Source organism: Pseudomonas veronii, assembly GCF_001439695.1.
GTDB lineage: Bacteria > Pseudomonadota > Gammaproteobacteria > Pseudomonadales > Pseudomonadaceae > Aquipseudomonas > Aquipseudomonas veronii.
Map to the genome: position 1 here is coordinate 83985 of NZ_JYLL01000006.1, position 21049 is coordinate 105033.

Here is a 21049-nt window from a genome sequence, read left to right on the forward strand (position 1 = left end):
AGTGCCTCGATAGGGTTAAGGTCAGTGTGTGTCAGGGCAACCCAACAGCTGTCGGGTCAGCAGCAGCGCCTGATCAAACGGCGCGGATGTACGGGTGATCTTGCTCATGACGCTGCTCCCCAGCCATAACGCATACAGGCTCCGGGCCAGGCTTTGCGGGGCTTGCGCCACTGTCAGCGAACCGTCCTCGACGCCGCGCCCGATCGCGCCGGCAAGCAAGGCGATGGTCCTCGACGTGCCGCGATCCAGGGCCAAGCGCATGGGTTCTGAAAGGTCTGACACTTCCGCACCGAGTTTGACGGCAAGGCATTTGCCCGCGTTGGTGCAGCCGGTCTGGTTGTCGATCCAGCCTTGCCAATAGCGCATCAACTTGGCGCGCGGGGACAACCCGGGCTGCTCGAACAGTTGCGTCATGCCCTCTACGTAGTGATCGAAGTAGTGGTCGAGCAATACCACACCGAATGCATCTTTGGAGTGGAAGTAGTGATAGAACGAACCTTTGGGCACATCGGCGGCTTGCAGGATTTCGTTCAACCCCACCGCAGAAAACCCTTTGGCGCCGACAATCGATTGCGCCGCGTCGAGAATGGTCTGCCGTGGACTTTTGCTGGCGCTGTGCATGCTTCACTCCGTCCGATTAGACCAGTCGTCTAGTGCATGGGGTGAATGTTAGGAGCCGGGCCGGGCGCCCACAATGTCATATCCGCAAGGATTGCGGACATGCGCCGAACCCGGTTGCCGTTTTCCCGGCACGCGCCGACAATCGCCCCTCCCGCCCGCGTTGGAGTATGGCGATGCATAGCGTTGCGCTGATGGTTTACCCGAACTTCCAGTCCCTGAGCCTCAGCCTGGGCTCGGTGTTCGAGTGCGCGAACCTGCTGCGCGGCGAGCCGGCCTACGAGTTTCACCTGGTGTCGGAAAGCGGCGGCGCGGTGATGACGTCCCAGGGGTTCTCGGTGAACACCACACCGATCCGGCCGCAGGGCTATGACACCCTGATCGTCAGCGGCTACCTGGAATTTCGCCTGCCGGAGGCCAACCTGCTGGCGCTGGTCAAGGCCGCGTCCGCTCAATCGCGGCGTGTCGCCTCGCTGTGCATGGGCATCTTCGTGCTGGCCGAGGCCGGGTTATTGGCGGGCAAGCGCACCACCACTCACTGGATTCACGCACCGGCGTTTCGCAAGCGCTACCCGGATATTCAGTTGGAAGAAGACAAACTGTTCATCGTCGACGGCCAGATCTGGACCGGCGCCGGCATGAGCGCTGGGGTCGACCTGGCGCTGGCAATGGTGGAGAACGACCTGGGCAGCGACCTCGCCCGGCGTATCGCGCGCAAGCTGGTGATTGCCCAGCGTCGGGGCAGCGAACAGTCGCAGTTATCGGCGTTGCTGGAATTGGACCCCAAATCCGACCGAATCCAACTGGCCCTGGCCTATGCCCGCGAGAACCTGACCCACGACCTGTCGGTGGAAGCCCTGGCCGATGTCGCACGGCTCAGCCCGCGCCAGTTCAGCCGGGTGTTTCGCGAAGAAACCGGGCAGACACCGGCCAAGGCCATCGAATCCCTGCGGGTGGAAGCGGCGCGGGCGATGATGGAAACCAGCCGCCACCCGGTCGAGGTGGTCGCCCGCGAAACCGGCTTCGGCGACCGCGAGCGCATGCGCCAGGCGTTTCTGCGTGCCTTCGGGCAGCCGCCCCAGGCCATGCAGCAGGCTTTTTTCAGCGAGCGCAGCGTTTAGTGCAACGACGCCCGCGTGATCAGGTAACTGGTCAGTTGCGGATCATCGTCCAGTTCGAGGGTCTGCACCGGGCGTGGCAGGTTATCCAGCACGGTGCGCCAGAACGCCTGGGACACTTCATCCTGGTCATAGAAGCGCACCAGCCAGTTGGCCGCGCCGCTGCATAGCACCTGGGTGGCGATCGCGCTGCCGATGCCCTTTCGCCGGTAGCGCTTGAGGATGAACAGGTCGGCCAGTTCCAGGGCATCGATGCCCGGCAATTCACTGCCTTCGATCAGCAGGAAGCCGGCGATATAACCGTCGACCAGCAGCAGGTTGGCGCTCCACTGCGGGTCGTGCCAATAGCGGTTCAGGTGTTCGTCATGGATGTAGAAACGGCCGTCCGCCTCGACATCTTCCTGCTCCCAGTCCGAGGACTCATAGGCGTAGTACTGGTACAGATTGCGGATCAGCTCGGACGCTTCCGGGCCGGTCTGGATCAATTCGACGGTGGTTTCAGGCATGAGGCTCTCGGTGAAAAAACGCAGGGCGCCATTGTTCACAAAACGCTGCCCCAGTCCAATAGCGGCATGAACCTTTCTACTTGCTGAACCGATTGCAAATAGCTGCCGCCCCGTCCGAACCTTCGAAACATTTCGAATAAACTTCGCCGGCTGCCTCTTTTTTCTCAAGGACATGTACTTTGACCAACGTCTGTTCCGCCGGCCTGGATGTGGGCTTCGCCTCCCTGGATTACCTGCAGATTTTCATCCTGGGCGTGATCCAGGGCATTACCGAATTGTTGCCGGTGTCGTCCACCGCCCATATGCGTGTGGTCCCCGCCCTGCTCGGCTGGCAAGACCCGGGCTCGGCGTTTTCGGCGGCGATGCAACTGGCGGCGCTGGCGGCGGTGGTCAGTTACTTCTGGCGCGATGTGCGCCAGGTGGTCACCGGCAGCATTGGCGCGGTGCGCCAGGGTGACTACAACAATCAGTGGTTCAAGCTGGCGGTGGCGATTGTGCTGGCGACCATTCCGATCTGCATTGCCGGCCTGGCGTTGTCGTCGACCTTGAATGCCTGTAACTCGCCGCTGCGCGGGCTGATGGTGATCGGCATCGCCTGCGTGGTGATGGCAGTGTTGCTGGCGGCGGCCGAACTGCGTGCGCGGCATACACGGGAGGTGAGCGAAATGCGCCTGCGCGATGCGTTGATCGTCGGTATCGCACAGATTGGCGCCTTGATTCCCGGGGTCTCGCGCTCCGGCTCCACACTGACCGCCGCGCTGTTCCTCAATTTCAAGCGTGAAGAGGCTGCGCGTTTCTCCTTTCTGCTGGGCCTGCCGGCGATCGCCCTCGCCGGCTTGAAGGAGCTGTGGGTGCTGCTGCACGCCGATATGCCGGTGCATGCCTGGCCGCACTTGCTGTTTGGCCTGGTAGTCGCCAGCGTCTCGGCGTTCTTCGCGATCTGGGGCCTGATGAAGTTCCTGGAGCGGTTCTCCACCTGGCCGTTCGTGATCTACCGCGCGCTGCTGGGGATCTTCCTGATCGTGGCGGTCAGCACCGGGTTGTTGAGCTGAGCCTCATCGACCTCAGCGCTCGAAATCGCGCGCATCGTGCCGCTCCGGCAGTTGCTCTTCGAGCGGCCCGGACACCCGGTTGACCCGTCGTCCACGCTGCACCGCCGGGCGCGCCTCGATTGCATCGGCCCAGCGCAGCACATGTTTGTAATCCTGCACCGAAAGGAACTGCGCCGCGTCATACAGGCGGCCTTTGACCAGGCCGCCGTACCAGGGCCAGATGGCGATGTCGGCGATGGTGTAGTCGTCACCGGCAATGTACTCGCTCACGGCCAGGCGCTTGTCGAGCACATCCAGTTGGCGCTTGGTTTCCATGGCAAAGCGGTTGATCGGGTACTCCATCTTGCTCGGCGCATAGGCGTAGAAATGCCCGAAGCCACCGCCCAGGTACGGCGCGCTGCCCATCTGCCAGAACAGCCACGACAGGCACTCGGCGCGGGCCGCAGGTTCGGTCGGGAAGAACGCCCCGAATTTCTCCGCCAGGTACTGCAGGATCGCGCCGGACTCGAATACGCGAATCGGCGTGGCGCCGCTGCGGTCGAGCAAGGCGGGGATTTTCGAGTTCGGGTTCACCGCGACAAAGCCGCTGCCGAACTGGTCGCCGTCGCCGATCTTGATCAGCCAGGCGTCGTATTCCGCGCCGGTATGCCCGAGGGCCAGCAGCTCTTCGAGCAGGATCGTGACTTTCTGCCCATTGGGCGTGGCCAGCGAGTACAGCTGCAGCGGGTGCTTGCCGACCGGCAGTACCTTGTCGTGGGTCGCCCCGGCGATGGGCCGGTTGATACTGGCGAATGTGCCGCCACTTTCGGTGTCCCAGGTCCAGACCTTGGGGGGTACGTATTCGGTCATGCTCACGACTCCTGATGTGCTTGAGGTCAACGAATCGACCCAGACTAAACCAAAGGTTGGGGTTGCGTCACAACCCAGCCTTCATCCTTGAGCGCTGGGTGGACACTTATCGGTAACGCCTTTCAATTGCCCCAGGTAGCTGTCCACTTCCTTGAACAACCACTGGGAAAACGCCTGCTGCTTGGTGTGCGAACCTTCGCGGGGCGGCCAGACCAGCCAGTAGGGATACGCGTAGGGCACACTGATATCGCCGAGCTGCACCAGTTCGCCACGGGCGATGGCGTCCTGCACCAGGCTGCGCCGCTCCAGGGCGATGCCCTGCCCCAGGCGCACCGCCTCCAGGATCAGGTTGGAGTCATTGCTGCATAAGCCGGCGTGCTCGCCGGACATCTCGACGCCCGCCGCCTCGCACCATGGCAGCCAGGACTCGGTGCTATGGATGACCGGGCTGTCGACGATCTGCTCTGGTGTCTGCGGCAACTGCCCGTGATTGAAATGAGGCGCGGCCACGGCGATCACTTCATCGTGAAACAACAGCCGCTGCTCCACGCCGTCCCAATCGCCCTCGCCCATGCGGATGCCGATATCGACCGATTCCTGATGCAGGTTGGAAATGCTCAGGCTGGCTTGCAAGCGAATGCGGATATGCGGGTACAACGCCTGGAACGTCGGCAGGCGTGGGACCAGCCAGGAGCAGCCGAACGAGGGCAGCACCGCGACCACCAGTTCATCGGTCTTGGGTTGGGCCTGGATCAAGCGCGTGGCTTCGGCGATATCTCCCAGCGCCTTGCGAATCTGCAAGGCGTACAGGCGCCCGTCTTCGCTCACCCGCAGGCCGCGACCTTCGCGCACGAACAGGGCCAGACCGACGAGTTCTTCCAGCACTTTGATCTGCTGGCTGATGGCTGAGTGGGTGACGTGCAGTTCCCTCGCCGCCAAAGTCACGCTGCCCAATCGCGAGGTGGCTTCGAAGCTGCGCAGGCAGGTCAAGGGAGGAAATGCGTTCATGTAAGCTAAGCTAACCTTTTACGGTAAAAATAATCGATATTGCAGGACCTACAGCCGCTTTAAAGTTACCTAAATTAACCAATCCTGCCAACTACCCATTACCAAGGAGGCTTTATGAAACTGGTCGGCATGCTGGACTCGCCTTATGTACGTCGCGTGGCCATTTCCCTGGAACTGTACGGGGTGGATTTTGTGCATGAGCCCTTGTCCGTGTTCAGCACCTACAACGCATTCGCGCGGATCAACCCCGTGGTCAAGGCGCCCACCCTGGTGTTGGACGATGGGACCGTGTTGATGGACTCCAGCCTGATCCTGGATTACCTCGAAACCCTCGCGCCAGCTGACAGAAAGCTGCTGCCGCAGCCCCCCGCGGCACGCGCCAAGGACTTGCAGTTGCTCGGGCTGGCCCTGGCGGCCTGTGAGAAAAGCGTGCAGATCGTCTATGAACACAACCTGCGGCCGGCCGAGAAGCAGCATGCGCCGTGGCTCGACCGCGTCAGCGGGCAATTGCTGGCCGCGTATACGCTGCTGGACAAACACCTGAGCCAGGCCGACAGCGAAGCGCTGACCCAGGCCTCGCTGACGGTGGCGGTCGCCTGGTCCTTCAGCCAGTTCACCGTGGCCTCGGTGGTCAAGGCGGATGCGTTCCCCCATGTGCAACGCCACGCCGAACGCCTGGAGCAGCACCCGGCCTTCAAGCGCTACCCCATCGAGTGACCGGAGCTACACCCAGCCGCCATCGACAATGAAGTTCTGCGCCGAACACATCGCTGACGCCTGCGAGGCGAGAAACAGCGCCATGCTGGCGATGTGTTCCGGCAATACGCTGCCAGGCAGGCACTGGCTGCGGCTGATCAGTTCCTTGGCGGCGTCGTCGACCCACATCGTCAATTGTTTTTCGGTCATCACCCAACCCGGCACCAGCGTATTGACGCGGATACGGTCCGGGCCCAGCTCACGCGCCAGCGCCCGCGTCATGCCGTGGGCGGCGGCCTTGCTGGCGGCGTACACCGGGTAGCCGGCGGAGGCCATCATCCAGCCAACGGAGCCCAGGTTGATGATCGAACCGCCACCCGCACGTTTCATCATCGGCACCACAGCCTTGGCGGCAAAAAAGGCGTGCTTGAGGTTGACCGCGATCAGCTTGTCGAACGTCTCCGAATCAACTTCCTCCAGGGTATGACGCACGTCGTTGGCGGCATTGTTCACCAACACGGTGATCGGCCCCAGGGCGTATTCGAAGCGCGCAATCGCGGCCTTGTAGGCAATCTCGTCGGTGATATCGCAGTGACCGAACTCGACGGTGTGCCCCTGGGCACTCAACAACGCGGCCAGGCGCTCGCCCTGGCCTTGCGCGCGGTCGACGAACGCCACCTTGGCCCCCTGCCCGGCGAAGGCTCGCACCATGAATTCGCCGATCCCCGAAGCGCCTCCGGAAATCAATACGGTCTTGCCCTTGAGGTCGGGATAAACGGCCTGTTCAGTACTCATATCAAGGTTGCCTCGATCAATTAGTCTTATTTTATTTTACGAAATCGGCGTTTAAGGCTATAAATTTGCGGCCTCACCGACAAAATATCGCACATTAGTAGAACTATTCCACTCAAAACAACAAAAGGAAGTTCGACCATGAAGCACCCTCGATACCTGTTGTCCGGCCTCGCCTTGTCCATGCTGATCGCCAGCGGTGGCGCGCAGGCCGCCGGTCTGTCCAGTGAACACAAACCCTTCGGGAAAACCAACGACGGCACCGCTGTCGAGCAGTACATATTGCGCAACAGCCATGGCATGCAAGCCACGGTCATCACCTATGGCGGCGTGTTGCAGGCGCTGAAAGTGCCGGACAAGCACGGCAAGGTCGAGGACGTGGTGCTCGGCTTCGATGATGTGCAGGGCTATCAGCGCGGTACGGCGTTTTTTGGCGCGACCATTGGCCGCTTCGGCAATCGCCTGGCCGGCGGTGCGTTCGAGCTCGACGGCAAGCGTTATCAGGTGCCGCTCAACGACGGTCCCAATTCGCTGCATGGCGGCGCCCAGGGCTTCGACAAGCGCGTGTGGCAAGCCAAGCCCGTCAAGGACAAGGATTCGGTCGGCGTGACCCTGACCTACCTGTCCAAGGACGGCGAGATGGGCTTTCCCGGCAACCTGACCACCGAAGTCACCTATCGGCTCAACGACAACAACGAATTGCACATCGACTACAAGGCCACCACCGACAAACCGACGGTGCTCAACCTCACCAACCACAGCTATTTCAACCTCGCCGGCGCGGGCAACGGCGACATCCTCAAGCAGGTGGCGACCTTGCACGCCAGCCACTACACGCCGGTGAATGCCACCTTGATTCCCACCGGCGAAGTGGCACCGGTCAAGGGCACGCCGATGGACTTTCTCCAGCCCACCGCCATCGGCCAGCACATCAAGGACGCGCATCCGCAACTCAAATTCGCCGAGCCGAAACAGGGCGGGTTTGACTTCAACTGGGCGCTGGATACCCAAGGCGACATCAAGCAACTCGCCGCCGACGTGTACGACCCCGCCTCCGGCCGCCGTCTGCAGCTCTACACCACGGAACCTGGGGTGCAGTTCTATACCAGCAACTTCCTCGATGGCTCGGTGAAGGGCAAGGCAGGCAAAACCTACCTGCATTGGAGCGGTTTCACACTGGAGACCCAGCACTTTCCCGATGCGCCGAACCAACCGACGTTTGCCTCGACACGCTTGGACCCCGGGCAGACCTACACCCAGCGCACCATCTTGAAGTTTTCCGCCGATTGAGGATGGCGGCGGGCTTGCCGTAACTCAGTTGGATTCTCATACCAATTTATCAACGGGAGACTACGGGATGCTCACTCTAGGCTCTCGTTGCACATGCGGGATATCGAAATACTTCTTAGATCAGTCGCTTTCGCTTCATTTCCAATAAATCGTAATAGCTTATCTTTAGGTGTTGCTTGACGAAGTATCGCGCGACTGCAGCAAATGGTTCTTTGCTGCGGCATTCATCTATCAAGGCTCTCATTGCGTTGTTTTGCGCAAGAACGTTGCCCTGATCCAAGGCCCCAAGATATTCGCGATATCGTTTGTTCAGTTTGGCCCCTTTGGTCGCCCGCTGTATCTCGAGCGAGCGGCGGTCCAGCCCGCAAACGTCGATTGTAGCCACACCTCGTGGGGTCAATCCTCGAATTTGCCCTGTTACTGCATCAAACTGAAAATGAGGTTCAGGGTCTACGACGAAAGGGTTGATGAGCAACGCTCCTTCTGCGGATAGTTTTTGGCCGTGGCGCGATCTGTTCGCCGCTACAGGGAACTGGTTTTTCTTCCAGCTGGAATTGCAGCGGTTACAGCACAGGAGATAGTTGCTCCATTTATATGCCAGCCACCAATATCCCTCGGTTGCAGGCCCCGCGTTTACCCTACCAGGAGGTTGACCGCCATAATCGTCACGGCTTTTGGCGGGACCTAGGCTTTGGCAATAAGCCTTAGGGCGGAAGTGTTCCACGTCACCCGGACTTCCAGAAACTATCGGAGTTTCGCAATAGGCACACTTACCGTTGTATTGTGGCCGAATAAAGTGATGCTTATGTCTACCCCAATAGTTCGGGAAGTCCTGTTCTTTGAATATCGGGATGGGAATATTTTTAGCGCGGGCCAGAAGAGCTTTAGCGGTTGGTTTGCTAAGGCTTTCAAGGCTGGCAGGCGCCTTTGGATGCCTTCCTTTCAGGCCAATCATTTCGATTTTCTCAGCGTATCGAGTCGCTTGCGCGCAGCCTGTGCAACCAGCTTTTTTTCTTGCTCTGGAGTCAGTGAATCGACCTGGGAGCGCTGTCGTTTATCCAAATCTTCTTGCGCTTTATTGTCCAATTGAGATGGGAGGAACGACTTTATGCGCTGGCGAACCTTGGGTTCCAGCTCCTCTAGTAGTTTCTGATCTCCGTTTTGGAAAGCATCACGATAGCGCTTTAGCAGTTTCTCGCTAGCGCTATCTAGTGTCGACGTTAATCCAAACCATTCGCCGAGAAGAAGCTCATTGGCGCCACGACCGTCAGGCGACGGTAACGAGTCAGGAATTAGTTCCGCTACTGCATTGTGCAGCCGAGTCGCAAACAGCTCACCGGGTCGTGTATTGACGATTGCCAATGGGGAATGGGTAGTGGTGATGAACTGAATATTGGGCAAAAGGCGCCGCAATGTGGGAACCAGTGTTCGTTGCCATTTGGGATGCAGGTGTTCGTCCATCTCGTCGAGCAGCACAATGCCGGCCAGTTTTTGTGGAGAATTCCAGCGGCCAGCTTTGACGCAGTTTCCCATGAGGTCTAATAGCCAACTACCGGTACCCCTATAACCATCGCCCAGAGCATGAAATGGCATTCCGCCCCAAGGGCCGTGTATGACTACCTGCTCCGCGGATATGTCCAAGGCGTGATTCGGGTTGAGCCCCCACAATTTCCAGAGATAGCTCTTCATCTCTTTCATTGGATCATCTGTTCCCCTTTTTCGCTGGGCAGCCATGAGTGCAAAATCCCGGAGTATTGACTCCGGCTCCAAGAGTCCCGCCCTGTCATTGAACAGTGTTAGCAGAGAGTTTCGTAAGGCATATTGACTGTGCATTCGGCCACCAATTCCTCGATTGGAGCCGTAACCGCAGACAAATATATCGCTCCATTTGAATGCAGACTCGTTTACATTTTTACTGATGCGGACACCACCGTGCTCGTCTAATTTCAACTCCGTGGTGATGGTGATGAGCTGCTTCGATTCGCTGTCCCGCAAAGTGACAATAATCTCGCTCGACGAGGTATAGGTCCCTCTTTTATTCATTCGGATGAATTGGCCGGGTAGGAGCGCTAACAGTTCGCTAGAAGTCACCTCGTCGCCCAGCCCTAGGGCAATAGCGCGCAGTATGGTGGTCTTACCGTGACCGTTATCGCCTATCAAGATGGTCCATTGCCGGTGCTTCTTTCCAGCATCGAACGACAAGGAGAAATTTTTGAAACCCCGGATATTGCTGAACTGAAGGTGAGAGAGATAGAGGGCCACGAAAGCTCCTTAAGGTAGCGCTGGGAAAATCGTCACCGACGAAATTTCGCGTAGTTTAGTTGACTAACTCGTATAGATGTAGTCATCGCAAAAAACATAGCGTATCTCGGTAGATCGAGCATGCGCTCCACCAACAATTCACCTTTAAACCCAAGCAATTCATACCAGCACGAGCGGGCGCCGGCTGATGGTAGCTTGTAAGAATTTCATTCTTGCCCATCATCTGGCTTGCCGGCGACCACAGTGTTGGCAGGGTCAACACCGCGGCCGGCAAGCCGGCGTCCGGCGCTAATGTGATGCAAATAGTCCCCAAAACCGTGCTTGGCTGCTATTGTGCCGCGCTTTGAAAAGCCGCCTACCAGCAAGGAATTGGACGTTGAACACTGACGAAAAAATGACCGGGGACCTGTTCGAGGTGGATAAGCGTCTGTCACTCAAACCCGTGATGGACTTCAACGCCTACCTGCGCAACGCATTCGGCGACGGCCCCTGCACCTGCGTGCGCTGTGCTGCCGCTGGCGGGGAGGAAACCGGCTATGAGTTCCAGCACACCTTCAACCTCGACACCAAACCCACCCACCGCCGCTTTGCCTCGACGGCCGGCAGCGATGTGCTGTTGATGTTGAAAAAGGCGTGGCTGTCGTACACCAAGGCGGAGTTGCCGCTCAGTGGTGTGCTGGCATTGCCGACGGTGAAAGAGTTTGTCGAGCCACAGCTGCACAAGCGCCTCGCCCCGTTGTTTCTGGCCAGTGGGTTGGCCAAGGATGTCGAGGGCGAACTGCGCATCCAACCGCAGGCCATGGCCTGATCCCTCCCTTTGAGCCGCCCTTGAATGTGCGGCTCAGGCGTCGGGGTGATAAATCGAACCGTTGAGTGAGCACAGTAGCGAGCGTCCTACCCTGGGACGCCGCTGTCCCTACGCCAATTCTGCCTATTTCGGCTTTTTCCTTGCGCAAGTTTCATCAGTGGGATCAGCATGGCCCTCGATGAATAGCCGCTCGATCGAATAACGCGCCTTCACCACCAAAGCCGAACACCGTCGCACCGAGACGGGCATCCTGCGCGTGACGATGTCGCCCGACTGCCGCCGCGCAGGGTTGGCGCAGCGAAAGCACAGTTCAGGTTTTGCGTTGATCACAAGGAGTTCCGGATGGCCGCACCAAGCAAGAAGATGAGCCTGTTGGGCCTGACCACCCTGGTAGCGATCAACATGATGGGCTCGGGGATCATCATGTTGCCGGCCAGCATGGCGCAACTGGGCGCGATTTCGCTGCTGTCGTGGGTCGTCACTGCGCTCGGTTCGATGGCGATCGCCTACGGCTTCGCTCAATGCGGGCTGTTCTGTACCCGCAGCGGTGGGATGTCGGCGTATACCGAGGAGGCCCACGGCAAGTCGGGGTTTTTCCTGTGTTCGTTTCTGTATTTTCTGTCGCTGATCATTGCCAATGTGGCGATTGCGATTTCGGCGGTGGGTTATTTGTCGTCGTTCATTCCGTGGCTGGGCAGCGGGCCGGGGCCGTTGTTCGTCGGCAGCCTGGCGCTGATCTGGCTGACCACCGTGGCCAACTTCGGCGGCCCGCGCATCACCGGGCGCATCGGAGTGGTCACGGTATGGGGCGTGATCATTCCAGTGGCGGGGCTCTGCGTGATCGGTTGGTTCTATTTCAAGCCCGAGGTGTTCACGGCCGCCTGGAACCCACACCAACGGCACCTGTGGGACGCCGTCAGTGCGAGTATTCCTCTGACCCTGTGGGCGTTTCTTGGCATGGAGTCGGCCGCCCAAGGCTACGACGCGGTGGAGAACCCCAACCGCACCGTGCCCCTGGCCTGCCTGCTCGGCACGCTTGGGGTGGCGGTGGTGTACGTGCTGTCGACTGCGGTGATCCAGGGCATCGTGCCCAATGCCGAACTGGCGGCGTCCTCCGCACCGTTCGCACTGGTTTACGCACAGATGTTCAGCCCCTGGGTCGGCAAGCTGATCATGGCGTTGGCGGTGGTGGCCTGTATCGGCTCGTTGCTGGGCTGGCAATTCACCCTGGCGCAAACAGCCAAGATGTCGGCGGACCAACGCCTGTTTCCGCGTTTTTTCAGCCGCATCAGCGCCGCGAATGCACCGGTGCTGGGGCTGCTGGCGTGTGCCACGCTGCAAAGCCTGATTGCCTTGTCGACCATCTCGCCCAGCGCCAGCGCGCAGTTCAGCAAACTGGTGAACCTGGCCGTGGTGACCAACCTGCTGCCCTACGTGACCGCCCTCACCGGCCTGATGGTGATGATGTACAAGGCACACGCCAGCGCAACGGTGCAGGCGCGCAATACGCTGGTGGTGCTGGTGTCTGTGGGGTATTCGCTGTATGCAATTTATGCCTGTGGTGAAGAGGCGGTGTTTGGCGCGATGCTGGTGCTGGCGTTCGGGTATCTGTTGTATGGCTTTCTGGCCAAACGGTTTGTCGGGGAACCGGCAGATTCCCCTGGCAGATGAAGATCAAAATGTGGGAGGGGGTTTGCCCCCGATTGCGCCAGTCGATACATGTATTGACTGAACCACCGCTATCGGGGGCACGCCCCCTCCTACAGTGCTTACCGCGTTTGCCTGAACTGATTATTTACGCGCCGCCTCCCACTGCTTGAGCAGGTCGCCGTAGGCCACGGTTTCGCCTTTGGGTTTCTCGTTGGCCAGTTTCGGCTTCGGCGCGCCGGGCTGGTCGAACCAGTATTGGGCGTCACGTTCCGGGTTCATTTTCGGACCGCACACCGGTTGCACTTTGGAGCGCTCCAGGCGCGTCATGATCGCGTCTTGCTCCTTGGCCAGGTTGTCGAGCGCCTGTTGCGGGGTTTTCTCGCCGCTGGCCGCCGCCGCAATGTTGCTCCACCACAATTGCGCCAGGCGTGGATAGTCCGGCACGTTGGTGCCGGTCGGGGTCCACTCGACCCGGGCCGGGCTGCGGTAGAACTCCACCAGGCCGCCAAGCTTCGGCGCCAGGTCGGTCATGGCCTGGGAATTGATGTCCGACTCACGGATCGGCGTCAGGCCGACGATGGTTTTCTTCAGCGACACGGTTTTCGAGGTGACGAACTGCGCGTACAGCCAGGCCGCGAGCTTCTGCTTCTCAGGCGTCGACTTGAGGAAGGTCCAGGAACCCACGTCCTGATAACCCTTCTTCATGCCCTTTTCCCAATAAGGCCCGACGGGCGACGGCGCCATACGCCATTTCGGCGTGCCGTCGGCGTTGACCACGGGCAGGCCCGGCTTGGTCATGTCGGCCGTGAACGCGGTGTACCAGAAGATCTGCTGGGCGATGTTGCCCTGGGACGGCACCGGGCCGGATTCGGAGAAGGTCATGCCCGCCGCTTCCGGCGGTGCGTAGGCTTTCATCCAGTCCACGTATTTTTGCGTGGCGAACACCGCAGCCGGGCCGTTGGTGTCGCCGCCCCGGGTGACGCTGGAGCCCACCGGGTGGCAGTCCTCGACGCGAATGCCCCACTCGTCCACCGGCAAACCGTTGGGCAAACCCTTGTCGCCGCCACCAGCCATGGAGAACCAGGCATCGGTGAAGCGCCAGCCGAGGGACGGGTCTTTCTTGCCGTAGTCCATATGCCCATAGATGCGCTTGCCGTCGATTTGCTTGACGTCCTCGCTGAAGAACTTGGCGATGTCTTCATAGGCCGACCAGTTCACCGGCACGCCGAGGTCGTAGCCGTATTTTTCCTTGAACTTGGCTTTCAGCTCCGGCCGCTCGAACCAGTCAGCGCGGAACCAGTACAGGTTGGCGAATTGCTGGTCGGGTAACTGGTAGATCTTGCCGTCCGGCGCGGTGGTGAAGGAGATACCGATAAAGTCCTTGATATCCAGGGTCGGCGAGGTGAAGTCCTTGCCTTCGTTGGCCATCAGGTCGGTGATGGATTCGGTTTTGCCGTAGCGAAAGTGCGTACCGATCAGGTCGGAATCGTTGACCCAGCCGTCATAGATGTTCTTGTCGGACTGCATCTGGGTTTGCAGCTTTTCCACCACATCGCCTTCCTGCAGCAGGTCGTGGGTCAGCTTGATACCGGTGATTTCACTGAAGGCCTTGGCCAGCACCTTGGATTCGTACTCATGGGTGGTGAGGGTTTCCGACACCACGTTGATCTTCATCCCACGGAACGGTTCGGCGGCCTTAATGAACCACTTGAGTTCCTCGAGCTGCTGGTCGGCCGTGAGGGTCGACGGCTTGAACTCGCTGCCGATCCATTTTTTCGCCGCCTCTTCATACGCATCGGCCCAGGCCGTGGCACTCAAACCGCTGAGGGCCAATACGGCGGCCAATGAAATGCTATGTCGCAGCTTATTGTTTTTATCGAACATAGAGACCTCCTGGTTGATTTCAAAAGGGACTACAAACACCACACACCCCTTGTAGGAGCGAGCTTGCTCGCGAAAAACGCCCAGACACCGCGCACGCCCAGAAACGCCGCGTTATCGTTGACGAATTTCGCGAGCAAGCTCGCTCCTACAGGGAATAGAGGCATCCGCACTAGCCCCAACGCATCACACACAACAGCCATACAAGGGAGAGCGCGGACGCCACCCAGATGCTCCAGTCGGTTACGCCGATCACCAGCAGGTGCAGGTAGGCGCTACCGAGAAGACCGATAAACAAACGATCACCACGGGTGGTGCTGATCGGCAGAAACCCGCGCCGAGGGATACTCGGCGCGCGCAATTCCCAAGTGGTCATGCCCGCCAGAATCAGGGCGATACCGCCAAAGAACAGCGCAGTGGGGGTGGTCCAGGCCATCCATTCCATCATCGACTCCTCAGACCCGGCCGAGGGCAAAGCCCTTGGCCACGTGGTTGCGTACAAACCAGATCACCAGCATGCCGGGCAGGATGGTCAACACCCCCGCCGCCGCCAGTACGCCCCAGTCGATCCCCGACGCCGAGACGGTGCGGGTCATCACCGCCGCGATGGGCTTGGCATTGACCGAAGTCAGGGTGCGTGCGAGCAGCAGTTCGACCCAGGAAAACATGAAGCAGAAAAACGCCGTCACGCCGATACCGGAGCCGATCAATGGGATAAAAATCTTCACAAAGAACTTGGGGAAGGAGTAGCCGTCAATGTAGGCGGTTTCGTCGATTTCCTTGGGCACACCCGACATGAAGCCTTCAAGAATCCACACCGCCAATGGCACGTTGAACAGGCAGTGCGCCAGGGCCACCGCGATATGCGTGTCGAACAGGCCGATGGACGAATACAGCTGGAAAAACGGCAACAGAAACACCGCCGGCGGCGCCATGCGGTTGGTCAGCAGCCAGAAAAACAGGTGCTTGTCGCCCAGGAAGCGATAGCGCGAGAACGCATACGCCGCCGGCAGCGCCACGCTCAAGGAGATCAGCGTGTTCAGGCTCACGTAGTACAACGAGTTGAGATAGCCGGTGTACCAACTCGGGTCAGTGAAGATCACCTTGTAGTTGGCCAGGGTGAAATCCTGCGGAAACAGCGTCAGCCCACCGAGGATTTCGGTATTGCTTTTGAAGGACATGTTCAGCAGCCAGTAGATCGGCACCAGCAGGAACAGGATGTAGATCAGCAGCGGTATGACTTTGCGCTTGCTCATGTTGGTGGCCTCAGCGGTTGGCGTCGGAATGGGTCATGGCGGTGTAGAACAGCCAGGACACCAACAGGATGATCAGGAAGTACACCAGGGAAAACGCCGCGGCCGGGCCTAGGTCGAATTGGCCGACAGCCATCTGGGTCAGCGTCTGGCTGAGGAACGTGGTGGCGTTACCCGGCCCGCCACCGGTCAGTACGAAGGGCTCGGTGTAGATCATGAAACTGTCCATGAAGCGCAGCATCACCGCGATCAGCAGCACACTTTTCATCTTCGGCAGCTGGATATGTCGGAAAACCGCCCAGGCCGACGCCCGATCGATACGCGCCGCCTGGTAGTACACATCTGGAATAGCGCGCAGCCCCGAGTAGCACAGCAGCGCCACCAGGGAGGTCCAGTGCCAGACATCCATCACCAGCACCGTGACCCAAGCGTCCATGGTGTTGGCCGCATAGTTGTAGCTGATGCCCATCGCATTGAGGGTAGAGCCGAGCAGGCCGATATCGGCGCGGCCGAAAATCTGCCAGATGGTGCCCACCACGTTCCACGGAATCAGCAACGGAATGGCGAGGATGATCAGCACCAGCGACGACCAGCGGCCCTTGGTCGGCATGGTCAGGGCGATGGCGATGCCCAGCGGGATTTCGATCAGCAGCACGCACGCCGAGTAGATGAACTGGCGCAGCAGCGAGTCGTGCAGACGCGGGTCGAGCAGCACCTGTTTGTACCAGTCGGCGCCGACGAAATAGCGGCTGGACTGGTCGAAAATGTCCTGCACCGAGTAGTTGACCACCGTCATCATCGGGATCACCGCACTGAATGCCACCAGCAGGAACACCGGCAACACCAACCACCAGGCCTTGTTGTTCTGCACCTTGTTCATGGCCGCACCTCCAGCAGGTAATCGTCGGCGTAGAGCATCAGCCACTGCGCGGGGAAGCTGATAGAGGCGGTGCCTTCGGGCACCGGTTTGTCTTCGGCCAGACGCACTTTCAGGGTGGCGCCGTCCAGGTTCAGGGTCAGGATCTTGTAGGTGCCGAGGTCCTCAATATGGGTGACGTCGGCTTGCAGTGCGTCAGGATTATGCTCATCCCACACATGAATGAATTCCGGGCGGATCCCCACCTGCAAGGTCGTGTAGGCCGTGTCGGCAAGGCGTTGCTGCACGGCCTCGGACAACCGCAGATGGGTGTCGGCAAAGCGCACTCCGCCGGCCTCGGCCTGCACTTCGATCAGATTCATCCCAGGGCTGCCGATGAAATAGCCGACAAACGTATGGCTCGGCCGCTCGAACAACTCCCGCGGCGTGCCGAATTGCACAATTTGCCCGCCGTACATCACCGCGATCTTGTCGGCGAAGGTCGAGGCTTCCAGCTGGTCGTGGGTCACGTAGACCATGGTGATATTGAACTGCTCGTGGATCTGCTTGAGCTTGCGCCGCAGTTTCCATTTGAGGTGCGGGTCGATCACCGTCAGCGGTTCATCGAACAGGATCGCCGAGACGTCGTCGCGCACCAGGCCCCGGCCCATGGAGACTTTCTGTTTTTCGTCGGCGGTGAGGTTGCGTGCCTTTTTGCTCAGCAGGCTTTGCAGGTCGAGGACTTCGGCAATTTCCTGCACCTTGCTGTGAATTTTCGCCTCGGCCATGCCCTGGTTACGCAACGGGAAAGCCAGGTTGTCGAATACCGTCATGGTGTCGTACACCACCGGGAACTGGAACACCTGGGCGATGTTGCGTTTTTCCGGGGTCAGCTCGTTGACCACTTTATGGTCGAACAGCACGTGCCCTTCGGACGGGCTGAGCAGGCCGGAGATGATATTGAGCAGGGTTGATTTGCCGCAGCCCGAAGGCCCGAGCAAGGCGTAGGCGCCGCCCTGCTCCCATACGTGGTTCATTTCCCGAATGGCGTAGTCCTCGGGACCTGTCGGCGTAGGGCTGTAGCTGTGCGCCAGGTTCTGCAAATGGATCTCAGCCATCAGGCAACCCTCGCGACACGGCGTCCGGGGGCCTGGACCAAGCGGCCCTGGCCATCGAACACAAACAGTTTATGGGTGGGGATATACACACGGATCGGCGCGTCGACGTCGTACTCATGCACCCCCGGCAAGTGCAGCACCAGCAGGAAATGCTCGCTGCGCACATGCAGGAAGGTTTCCGAGCCGCTGATCTCGGCGACTTCCACGGTCACCGCCAGTTCGAGGTCGTCGTCGTTGCTGGGCACCAGGCTGATATGGCTGGGGCGCACGCCAAAGCGGAACTCGCCCTCGCCGATGGGACGCAGGTCAACATTGAGTGGGAAGTGTACGAAATTGGCGAAGCTCACTTCATTGCCGCGGATGCTGCCCGGCATCAGGTTGATCGGCGGTTCGGAAAACAACTCGGCGGCCAATACGGTCTGCGGCTGGTGATAGACCTCGGCCGCCTTGCCGCTCTGGATCACCCGGCCTTCGTGGAGGATGGTGGTGGTGCCGCCGAGTGCCAGCGCTTCGTTGGGCTCGGTGGTGGCGTAAATCGCAATGGTGTGGCGGGCCTTGAACAGCTCGCGCATTTCCTGACGCAGCTCTTCGCGCAGTTTGTAGTCCAGGTTCACCAACGGCTCATCGAACAGGATCAGTTCGGCATCCTTCACCAACGCGCGGGCCATCGCCGTGCGTTGCTGTTGGCCGCCGGACAGCTCCAGCGGGTGGCGCTTGAGGAACTTCTCGATGCGCAGCATCTTCGCGGTTTCCAGCACCTTGCTCTGGATCATCTCGTTGGACACACCGGCCTGGCGCAACGGCGAGGCGATGTTCTCGAACACGGTCATGGTCGGGTAGTTGATGAACTGTTGATACACCATCGACACGTTGCGCAGGCGCACCGGTTTAGCGGTGACATCCACGCCGTTCATCAGGATGCGGCCGCTGTCGGGCTTGTCCAGGCCGGCCATCAGGCGCATCAGGCTGGTCTTGCCGGACAGGGTGCGACCGAGCAGCACATTGAAGGAGCCGGCCTCGAAACGCAGGTTGGCGTCGTCGATCCAGGTCTGGCCTTCGATGACGCGGGAGACATGTTCCAGGGTCAATGACATGACACGCCCTTTTTTATTATTGGAATGAATCTGGCCAGTGGTCACAGCGAGTTTCGTGCCAACCGCAGCAGGTGCTTGATCCACAAGGAAATGCCCTGAAAGCGAGGTTCGGGAGCGAACAAAAATGAACAATTCGGACTGAACAACTGAACACTCAGCGGGTTGACAATGAACAGTTCTGAACAACACTGTTTGAACCCGATTGACTGAACAACGCAGAACACATGCGGGAGGGGCGGTGCGACGATTCGACTTGCCCCCTCCCACATCGACCGGGTGACATCCGTTAGATTGCGCAAGACCCAAAAACAATAAAAAGAAGGTCTCCATGGCCGAACCGCTGACTCACGACACCCTCATCCAGGAGTCCTGGCGCCGCTGCCGCGCATTCGGCCTGGACCACCAGAGCCCACCCAGCTTTGACCAACTGCCCGCCGAGAGCATCAGCCAATTGCTGGAGAGCCAGCATTCCCTGGTGCAGACCACCCACCAGGAAGTGTTGCCTTACTACGAGAACATCCTGAGCAACTCCAACTGCCTGATCATGCTGGCCGACAACCAGGGCCAGGTTTTGACGTCGTGGGGCACCCAGCGCTTTATCGACCCCAAGTTGGCCCGTGGTTTCAGCCCCGGCGCCAGCTGGATGGAGCGTTCCAGCGGCACCAATGCCATCGGCACCGCGCTGGCCTGTGCCCAGGCGGTGCATATCGAACACGATGAACACTTCCTCAAGGCCAATCGCTTCATGACCGGTTCGGCGGCGCCGATCTTCGACGCCCAGCGCGAAATCATCGCGGTGCTGGACGTGTCCAGCGACAGCTACCTGCCGCCCTCTCACACCCTGGGCATGGTCAAGATGATGAGCCAGACCGTGGAAAACCGGCTGATCCTCAACCTGTTTCGCGGCGAGCATTTCCAGCTGACCTTCAACACCGGGCTGAACAACCTCGACAGCCAATGGGCGGGCTTGCTGATCTTTGATGAAAGCGGCCAGGTGTTATCGGCCAACCGCCGCGCCGACAACCTGCTGGGCATCAGCCTGTCGCGGGTGATGATCGACCGCTTGTTCAAGGTGTCGATGCTGGAGTTACTGAATCAGCCGGAGGGTTTGCCGTTCTCCTTGCAGGCGGCCGGCCGCAATCGCTTCCAGTGTTTATTGAAGCGGCCCAAGCAGATGCCGGTACACGCGCGGGTTTTCAGCGAACCGGCGCCGCCGCAAGCCGCACCGATCAGCCTCAAGACCCTGCATTTTGGCGATGTGCGCGTGGAAAAAGCTGTGCGCCAGGCCGAGCGCCTGCTGGAAAAGGACATTCCGCTGCTGATCCACGGTGAAACCGGCGTGGGCAAAGAGGTGTTCGTCAAAGCCCTGCACCAGGCCAGTTCGCGCAGCCAACAGGCCTTTATCGCGGTGAACTGTGCGGCGATTCCCGCTGAGCTGGTGGAATCGGAACTGTTCGGCTACGAAAAAGGCGCCTTCACCGGCGCCAATCAAAAAGGCAGCGTCGGCCTGATCCGCAAGGCCGACAAGGGCACGCTGTTTCTCGACGAGATCGGTGATATGCCACTGCCGACCCAGGCCCGCTTGCTGCGGGTCTTACAGGAACGCTGCGTGCAACCGGTGGGCAGCAGCGAGTTGTTCCCGGTGGATTTGCGCATCATCTCCGCCACCAACCATGTGCTACGCGAGCAGGTGCAGGCCGGGCGCTTCCGTGAGGATTTGTACTACCGCATTGGCGGGCTGACCCTGGAGTTGCCGCCGCTGCGCGAGCGCACTGACAAGCGGGCGTTGTTCCAACAACTGTGGCAGCAACACCGCGAACCGAAGCAATGGGCCGGGCTGAGCGCCGAGGTGCTGGCGTTGTTCGAGCAGCACCCGTGGCCGGGCAATTTGCGCCAGGTCAGCAGTGTGTTGCAGGTGGCGTTGGCCATGGCCGAGGAGCAGCCGATCCGCCCGGAGCATCTGCCGGACGACTTCTTCGTCGATCTGAACGTGACGGCGCCGCTGCCCGACAGCGCGCCTCTGGAGGACAGCATTGACCTGACGCGGCGCTTGAAAGCGGCAGGCGGGAATATTTCCCACCTGGCGCGGGAACTCGGCGTGAGCCGCAACACCCTGTACAAGCGCCTGCGCCAAGGCAATGACTGAAACCCGGGCAGCAATCGACCGCTGCCCTCAGGCTTGAAACCGCCTCGCCCGC

Annotated in this window: 21 protein-coding genes; 7 read left to right on the forward strand and 14 right to left on the reverse strand. The window is 59.9% G+C overall.

Annotation, left to right across the window (positions count from 1 at the left end; all coding sequences use genetic code 11):
* Positions 1-21 precede the first annotated feature (21 nt).
* Positions 22-621, reverse strand: coding sequence for a TetR/AcrR family transcriptional regulator (locus TU80_RS09975; protein ID WP_057004386.1), 600 nt, complete (start codon positions 619-621; stop codon positions 22-24).
* A 173-nt stretch (positions 622-794) separates the two neighbouring features.
* Between TU80_RS09975 and TU80_RS09980 the strand changes: the two genes are divergently transcribed.
* Positions 795-1739, forward strand: a complete 945-nt coding sequence (locus TU80_RS09980) for a GlxA family transcriptional regulator (protein WP_046383029.1) — start codon at positions 795-797, stop codon at positions 1737-1739.
* Here the strand turns inward: TU80_RS09980 and TU80_RS09985 are convergent.
* Positions 1736-2242: a GNAT family N-acetyltransferase gene (locus TU80_RS09985; protein ID WP_026139989.1), complete on the reverse strand. Its 507-nt coding sequence runs from the start codon at positions 2240-2242 to the stop codon at positions 1736-1738. The two genes, TU80_RS09980 and TU80_RS09985, sit on opposite strands and share 4 nt — an antisense overlap.
* Positions 2243-2421: 179 nt before the next feature.
* On the opposite strand from TU80_RS09985, the gene TU80_RS09990 reads away from it, so the two are divergent.
* Positions 2422-3294 carry an undecaprenyl-diphosphate phosphatase gene (locus tag TU80_RS09990; protein WP_017846697.1) on the forward strand — a complete coding sequence of 291 codons (873 nt, stop codon included), beginning with the start codon at positions 2422-2424 and terminating at the stop codon, positions 3292-3294.
* Positions 3295-3306: 12 nt separating this feature from the next.
* Here TU80_RS09990 and yghU read toward each other — a convergent pair whose 3' ends face one another.
* Positions 3307-4143: a glutathione-dependent disulfide-bond oxidoreductase gene (yghU, locus tag TU80_RS09995; RefSeq protein ID WP_046383028.1), complete on the reverse strand. Its 837-nt coding sequence runs from the start codon at positions 4141-4143 to the stop codon at positions 3307-3309.
* Between the two features lie 81 nt (positions 4144-4224).
* Positions 4225-5151: a LysR substrate-binding domain-containing protein gene (locus TU80_RS10000; RefSeq protein WP_057004387.1), complete on the reverse strand. Its 927-nt coding sequence runs from the start codon at positions 5149-5151 to the stop codon at positions 4225-4227.
* 114 nt (positions 5152-5265) lie between these two features.
* Between TU80_RS10000 and TU80_RS10005 the strand changes: the two genes are divergently transcribed.
* Positions 5266-5868 carry a glutathione S-transferase family protein gene (locus tag TU80_RS10005; RefSeq protein ID WP_046383026.1) on the forward strand — a complete coding sequence of 201 codons (603 nt, stop codon included), beginning with the start codon at positions 5266-5268 and terminating at the stop codon, positions 5866-5868.
* A 6-nt stretch (positions 5869-5874) separates the two neighbouring features.
* Here the strand turns inward: TU80_RS10005 and TU80_RS10010 are convergent, their stop codons facing one another.
* Complete coding sequence (locus TU80_RS10010) at positions 5875-6642, reverse strand: SDR family NAD(P)-dependent oxidoreductase (protein ID WP_017846701.1); 768 nt, start codon at positions 6640-6642, stop codon at positions 5875-5877.
* A gap of 138 nt (positions 6643-6780) precedes the next feature.
* On the opposite strand from TU80_RS10010, the gene TU80_RS10015 reads away from it, so the two are divergent.
* Positions 6781-7929: an aldose epimerase family protein gene (locus tag TU80_RS10015; RefSeq protein ID WP_057004388.1), complete on the forward strand. Its 1149-nt coding sequence runs from the start codon at positions 6781-6783 to the stop codon at positions 7927-7929.
* A gap of 115 nt (positions 7930-8044) precedes the next feature.
* Here the strand turns inward: TU80_RS10015 and TU80_RS32635 are convergent, their stop codons facing one another.
* Positions 8045-8884, reverse strand: coding sequence for an HNH endonuclease family protein (locus tag TU80_RS32635; protein WP_134939525.1), 840 nt, complete (start codon positions 8882-8884; stop codon positions 8045-8047).
* Positions 8881-10191, reverse strand: coding sequence for an AAA family ATPase (locus TU80_RS10025; protein ID WP_057004390.1), 1311 nt, complete (start codon positions 10189-10191; stop codon positions 8881-8883). Before TU80_RS10025 ends, TU80_RS32635 begins: the two co-directional genes overlap by 4 nt.
* Before the next feature lie 376 nt (positions 10192-10567).
* On the opposite strand from TU80_RS10025, the gene TU80_RS10030 reads away from it, so the two are divergent.
* On the forward strand, positions 10568-10999 hold the full coding sequence (locus TU80_RS10030) for a hypothetical protein (protein ID WP_057004391.1): 432 nt from the start codon (positions 10568-10570) through the stop codon (positions 10997-10999).
* A 123-nt stretch (positions 11000-11122) separates the two neighbouring features.
* Here the strand turns inward: TU80_RS10030 and TU80_RS32640 are convergent, their stop codons facing one another.
* A complete protein-coding gene (locus TU80_RS32640; protein ID WP_134939526.1) occupies positions 11123-11329 on the reverse strand; it encodes a hypothetical protein in 207 nt (68 codons plus the stop codon).
* Positions 11330-11341: 12 nt separating this feature from the next.
* On the opposite strand from TU80_RS32640, the gene potE reads away from it, so the two are divergent.
* On the forward strand, positions 11342-12670 hold the full coding sequence (gene potE / locus TU80_RS10035) for a putrescine-ornithine antiporter (RefSeq protein ID WP_057004392.1): 1329 nt from the start codon (positions 11342-11344) through the stop codon (positions 12668-12670).
* A gap of 120 nt (positions 12671-12790) precedes the next feature.
* On the opposite strand, the gene TU80_RS10040 is transcribed toward potE, so the two are convergent.
* The 6 genes from TU80_RS10040 to TU80_RS10065 all read right to left on the reverse strand — a co-directional run bounded on the left by TU80_RS10040 (position 12791) and on the right by TU80_RS10065 (position 18851).
* Positions 12791-14533, reverse strand: a complete 1743-nt coding sequence (locus TU80_RS10040) for an ABC transporter substrate-binding protein (protein ID WP_057004393.1) — start codon at positions 14531-14533, stop codon at positions 12791-12793.
* A 169-nt stretch (positions 14534-14702) separates the two neighbouring features.
* Entirely contained in the window at positions 14703-14975 is a 273-nt protein-coding gene (locus tag TU80_RS10045; protein WP_010567825.1) for a DUF2160 domain-containing protein, read from the reverse strand.
* A gap of 10 nt (positions 14976-14985) precedes the next feature.
* The gene (locus tag TU80_RS10050; protein ID WP_017846707.1) at positions 14986-15786 is read right to left on the reverse strand and encodes a carbohydrate ABC transporter permease; all 801 of its coding nucleotides are present in this window, start codon (positions 15784-15786) and stop codon (positions 14986-14988) included.
* A gap of 10 nt (positions 15787-15796) precedes the next feature.
* Positions 15797-16663, reverse strand: a complete 867-nt coding sequence (locus TU80_RS10055; protein ID WP_005789024.1) for a carbohydrate ABC transporter permease — start codon at positions 16661-16663, stop codon at positions 15797-15799.
* The gene (locus tag TU80_RS10060; protein ID WP_057004394.1) at positions 16660-17757 is read right to left on the reverse strand and encodes an ABC transporter ATP-binding protein; all 1098 of its coding nucleotides are present in this window, start codon (positions 17755-17757) and stop codon (positions 16660-16662) included. The genes TU80_RS10055 and TU80_RS10060 overlap by 4 nt, the downstream gene beginning before the upstream one ends.
* Positions 17757-18851 carry an ABC transporter ATP-binding protein gene (locus TU80_RS10065; protein WP_057004395.1) on the reverse strand — a complete coding sequence of 365 codons (1095 nt, stop codon included), beginning with the start codon at positions 18849-18851 and terminating at the stop codon, positions 17757-17759. The genes TU80_RS10060 and TU80_RS10065 overlap by 1 nt, the downstream gene beginning before the upstream one ends.
* A gap of 328 nt (positions 18852-19179) precedes the next feature.
* Here TU80_RS10065 and TU80_RS10070 point away from each other — a divergent pair, with 328 nt between their 5' ends.
* Positions 19180-20997 (forward strand): sigma-54-dependent Fis family transcriptional regulator, encoded by a 1818-nt coding sequence (locus TU80_RS10070; RefSeq protein ID WP_057004396.1) that lies wholly within the window; start codon positions 19180-19182, stop codon positions 20995-20997.
* Positions 20998-21049: the final 52 nt, after the last annotated feature.

Coding starts and splice junctions, on each gene's coding strand:
- TU80_RS09975 (WP_057004386.1), bottom strand. CDS start 621: ATGCACAGCGCCAGCAAAAGTCCACGGCAGACCATTCTCGACGCGGCG.
- TU80_RS09980 (WP_046383029.1), top strand. CDS start 795: ATGCATAGCGTTGCGCTGATGGTTTACCCGAACTTCCAGTCCCTGAGC.
- TU80_RS09985 (WP_026139989.1), bottom strand. CDS start 2,242: ATGCCTGAAACCACCGTCGAATTGATCCAGACCGGCCCGGAAGCGTCC.
- yghU (WP_046383028.1), bottom strand. CDS start 4,143: ATGACCGAATACGTACCCCCCAAGGTCTGGACCTGGGACACCGAAAGT.
- TU80_RS10000 (WP_057004387.1), bottom strand. CDS start 5,151: ATGAACGCATTTCCTCCCTTGACCTGCCTGCGCAGCTTCGAAGCCACC.
- TU80_RS10005 (WP_046383026.1), top strand. CDS start 5,266: ATGAAACTGGTCGGCATGCTGGACTCGCCTTATGTACGTCGCGTGGCC.
- TU80_RS10010 (WP_017846701.1), bottom strand. CDS start 6,642: ATGAGTACTGAACAGGCCGTTTATCCCGACCTCAAGGGCAAGACCGTA.
- TU80_RS10015 (WP_057004388.1), top strand. CDS start 6,781: ATGAAGCACCCTCGATACCTGTTGTCCGGCCTCGCCTTGTCCATGCTG.
- TU80_RS32635 (WP_134939525.1), bottom strand. CDS start 8,884: ATGATTGGCCTGAAAGGAAGGCATCCAAAGGCGCCTGCCAGCCTTGAA.
- potE (WP_057004392.1), top strand. CDS start 11,342: ATGGCCGCACCAAGCAAGAAGATGAGCCTGTTGGGCCTGACCACCCTG.
- TU80_RS10040 (WP_057004393.1), bottom strand. CDS start 14,533: ATGTTCGATAAAAACAATAAGCTGCGACATAGCATTTCATTGGCCGCC.
- TU80_RS10045 (WP_010567825.1), bottom strand. CDS start 14,975: ATGGAATGGATGGCCTGGACCACCCCCACTGCGCTGTTCTTTGGCGGT.
- TU80_RS10050 (WP_017846707.1), bottom strand. CDS start 15,786: ATGAGCAAGCGCAAAGTCATACCGCTGCTGATCTACATCCTGTTCCTG.
- TU80_RS10055 (WP_005789024.1), bottom strand. CDS start 16,663: ATGAACAAGGTGCAGAACAACAAGGCCTGGTGGTTGGTGTTGCCGGTG.
- TU80_RS10060 (WP_057004394.1), bottom strand. CDS start 17,757: ATGGCTGAGATCCATTTGCAGAACCTGGCGCACAGCTACAGCCCTACG.
- TU80_RS10065 (WP_057004395.1), bottom strand. CDS start 18,851: ATGTCATTGACCCTGGAACATGTCTCCCGCGTCATCGAAGGCCAGACC.
- TU80_RS10070 (WP_057004396.1), top strand. CDS start 19,180: ATGGCCGAACCGCTGACTCACGACACCCTCATCCAGGAGTCCTGGCGC.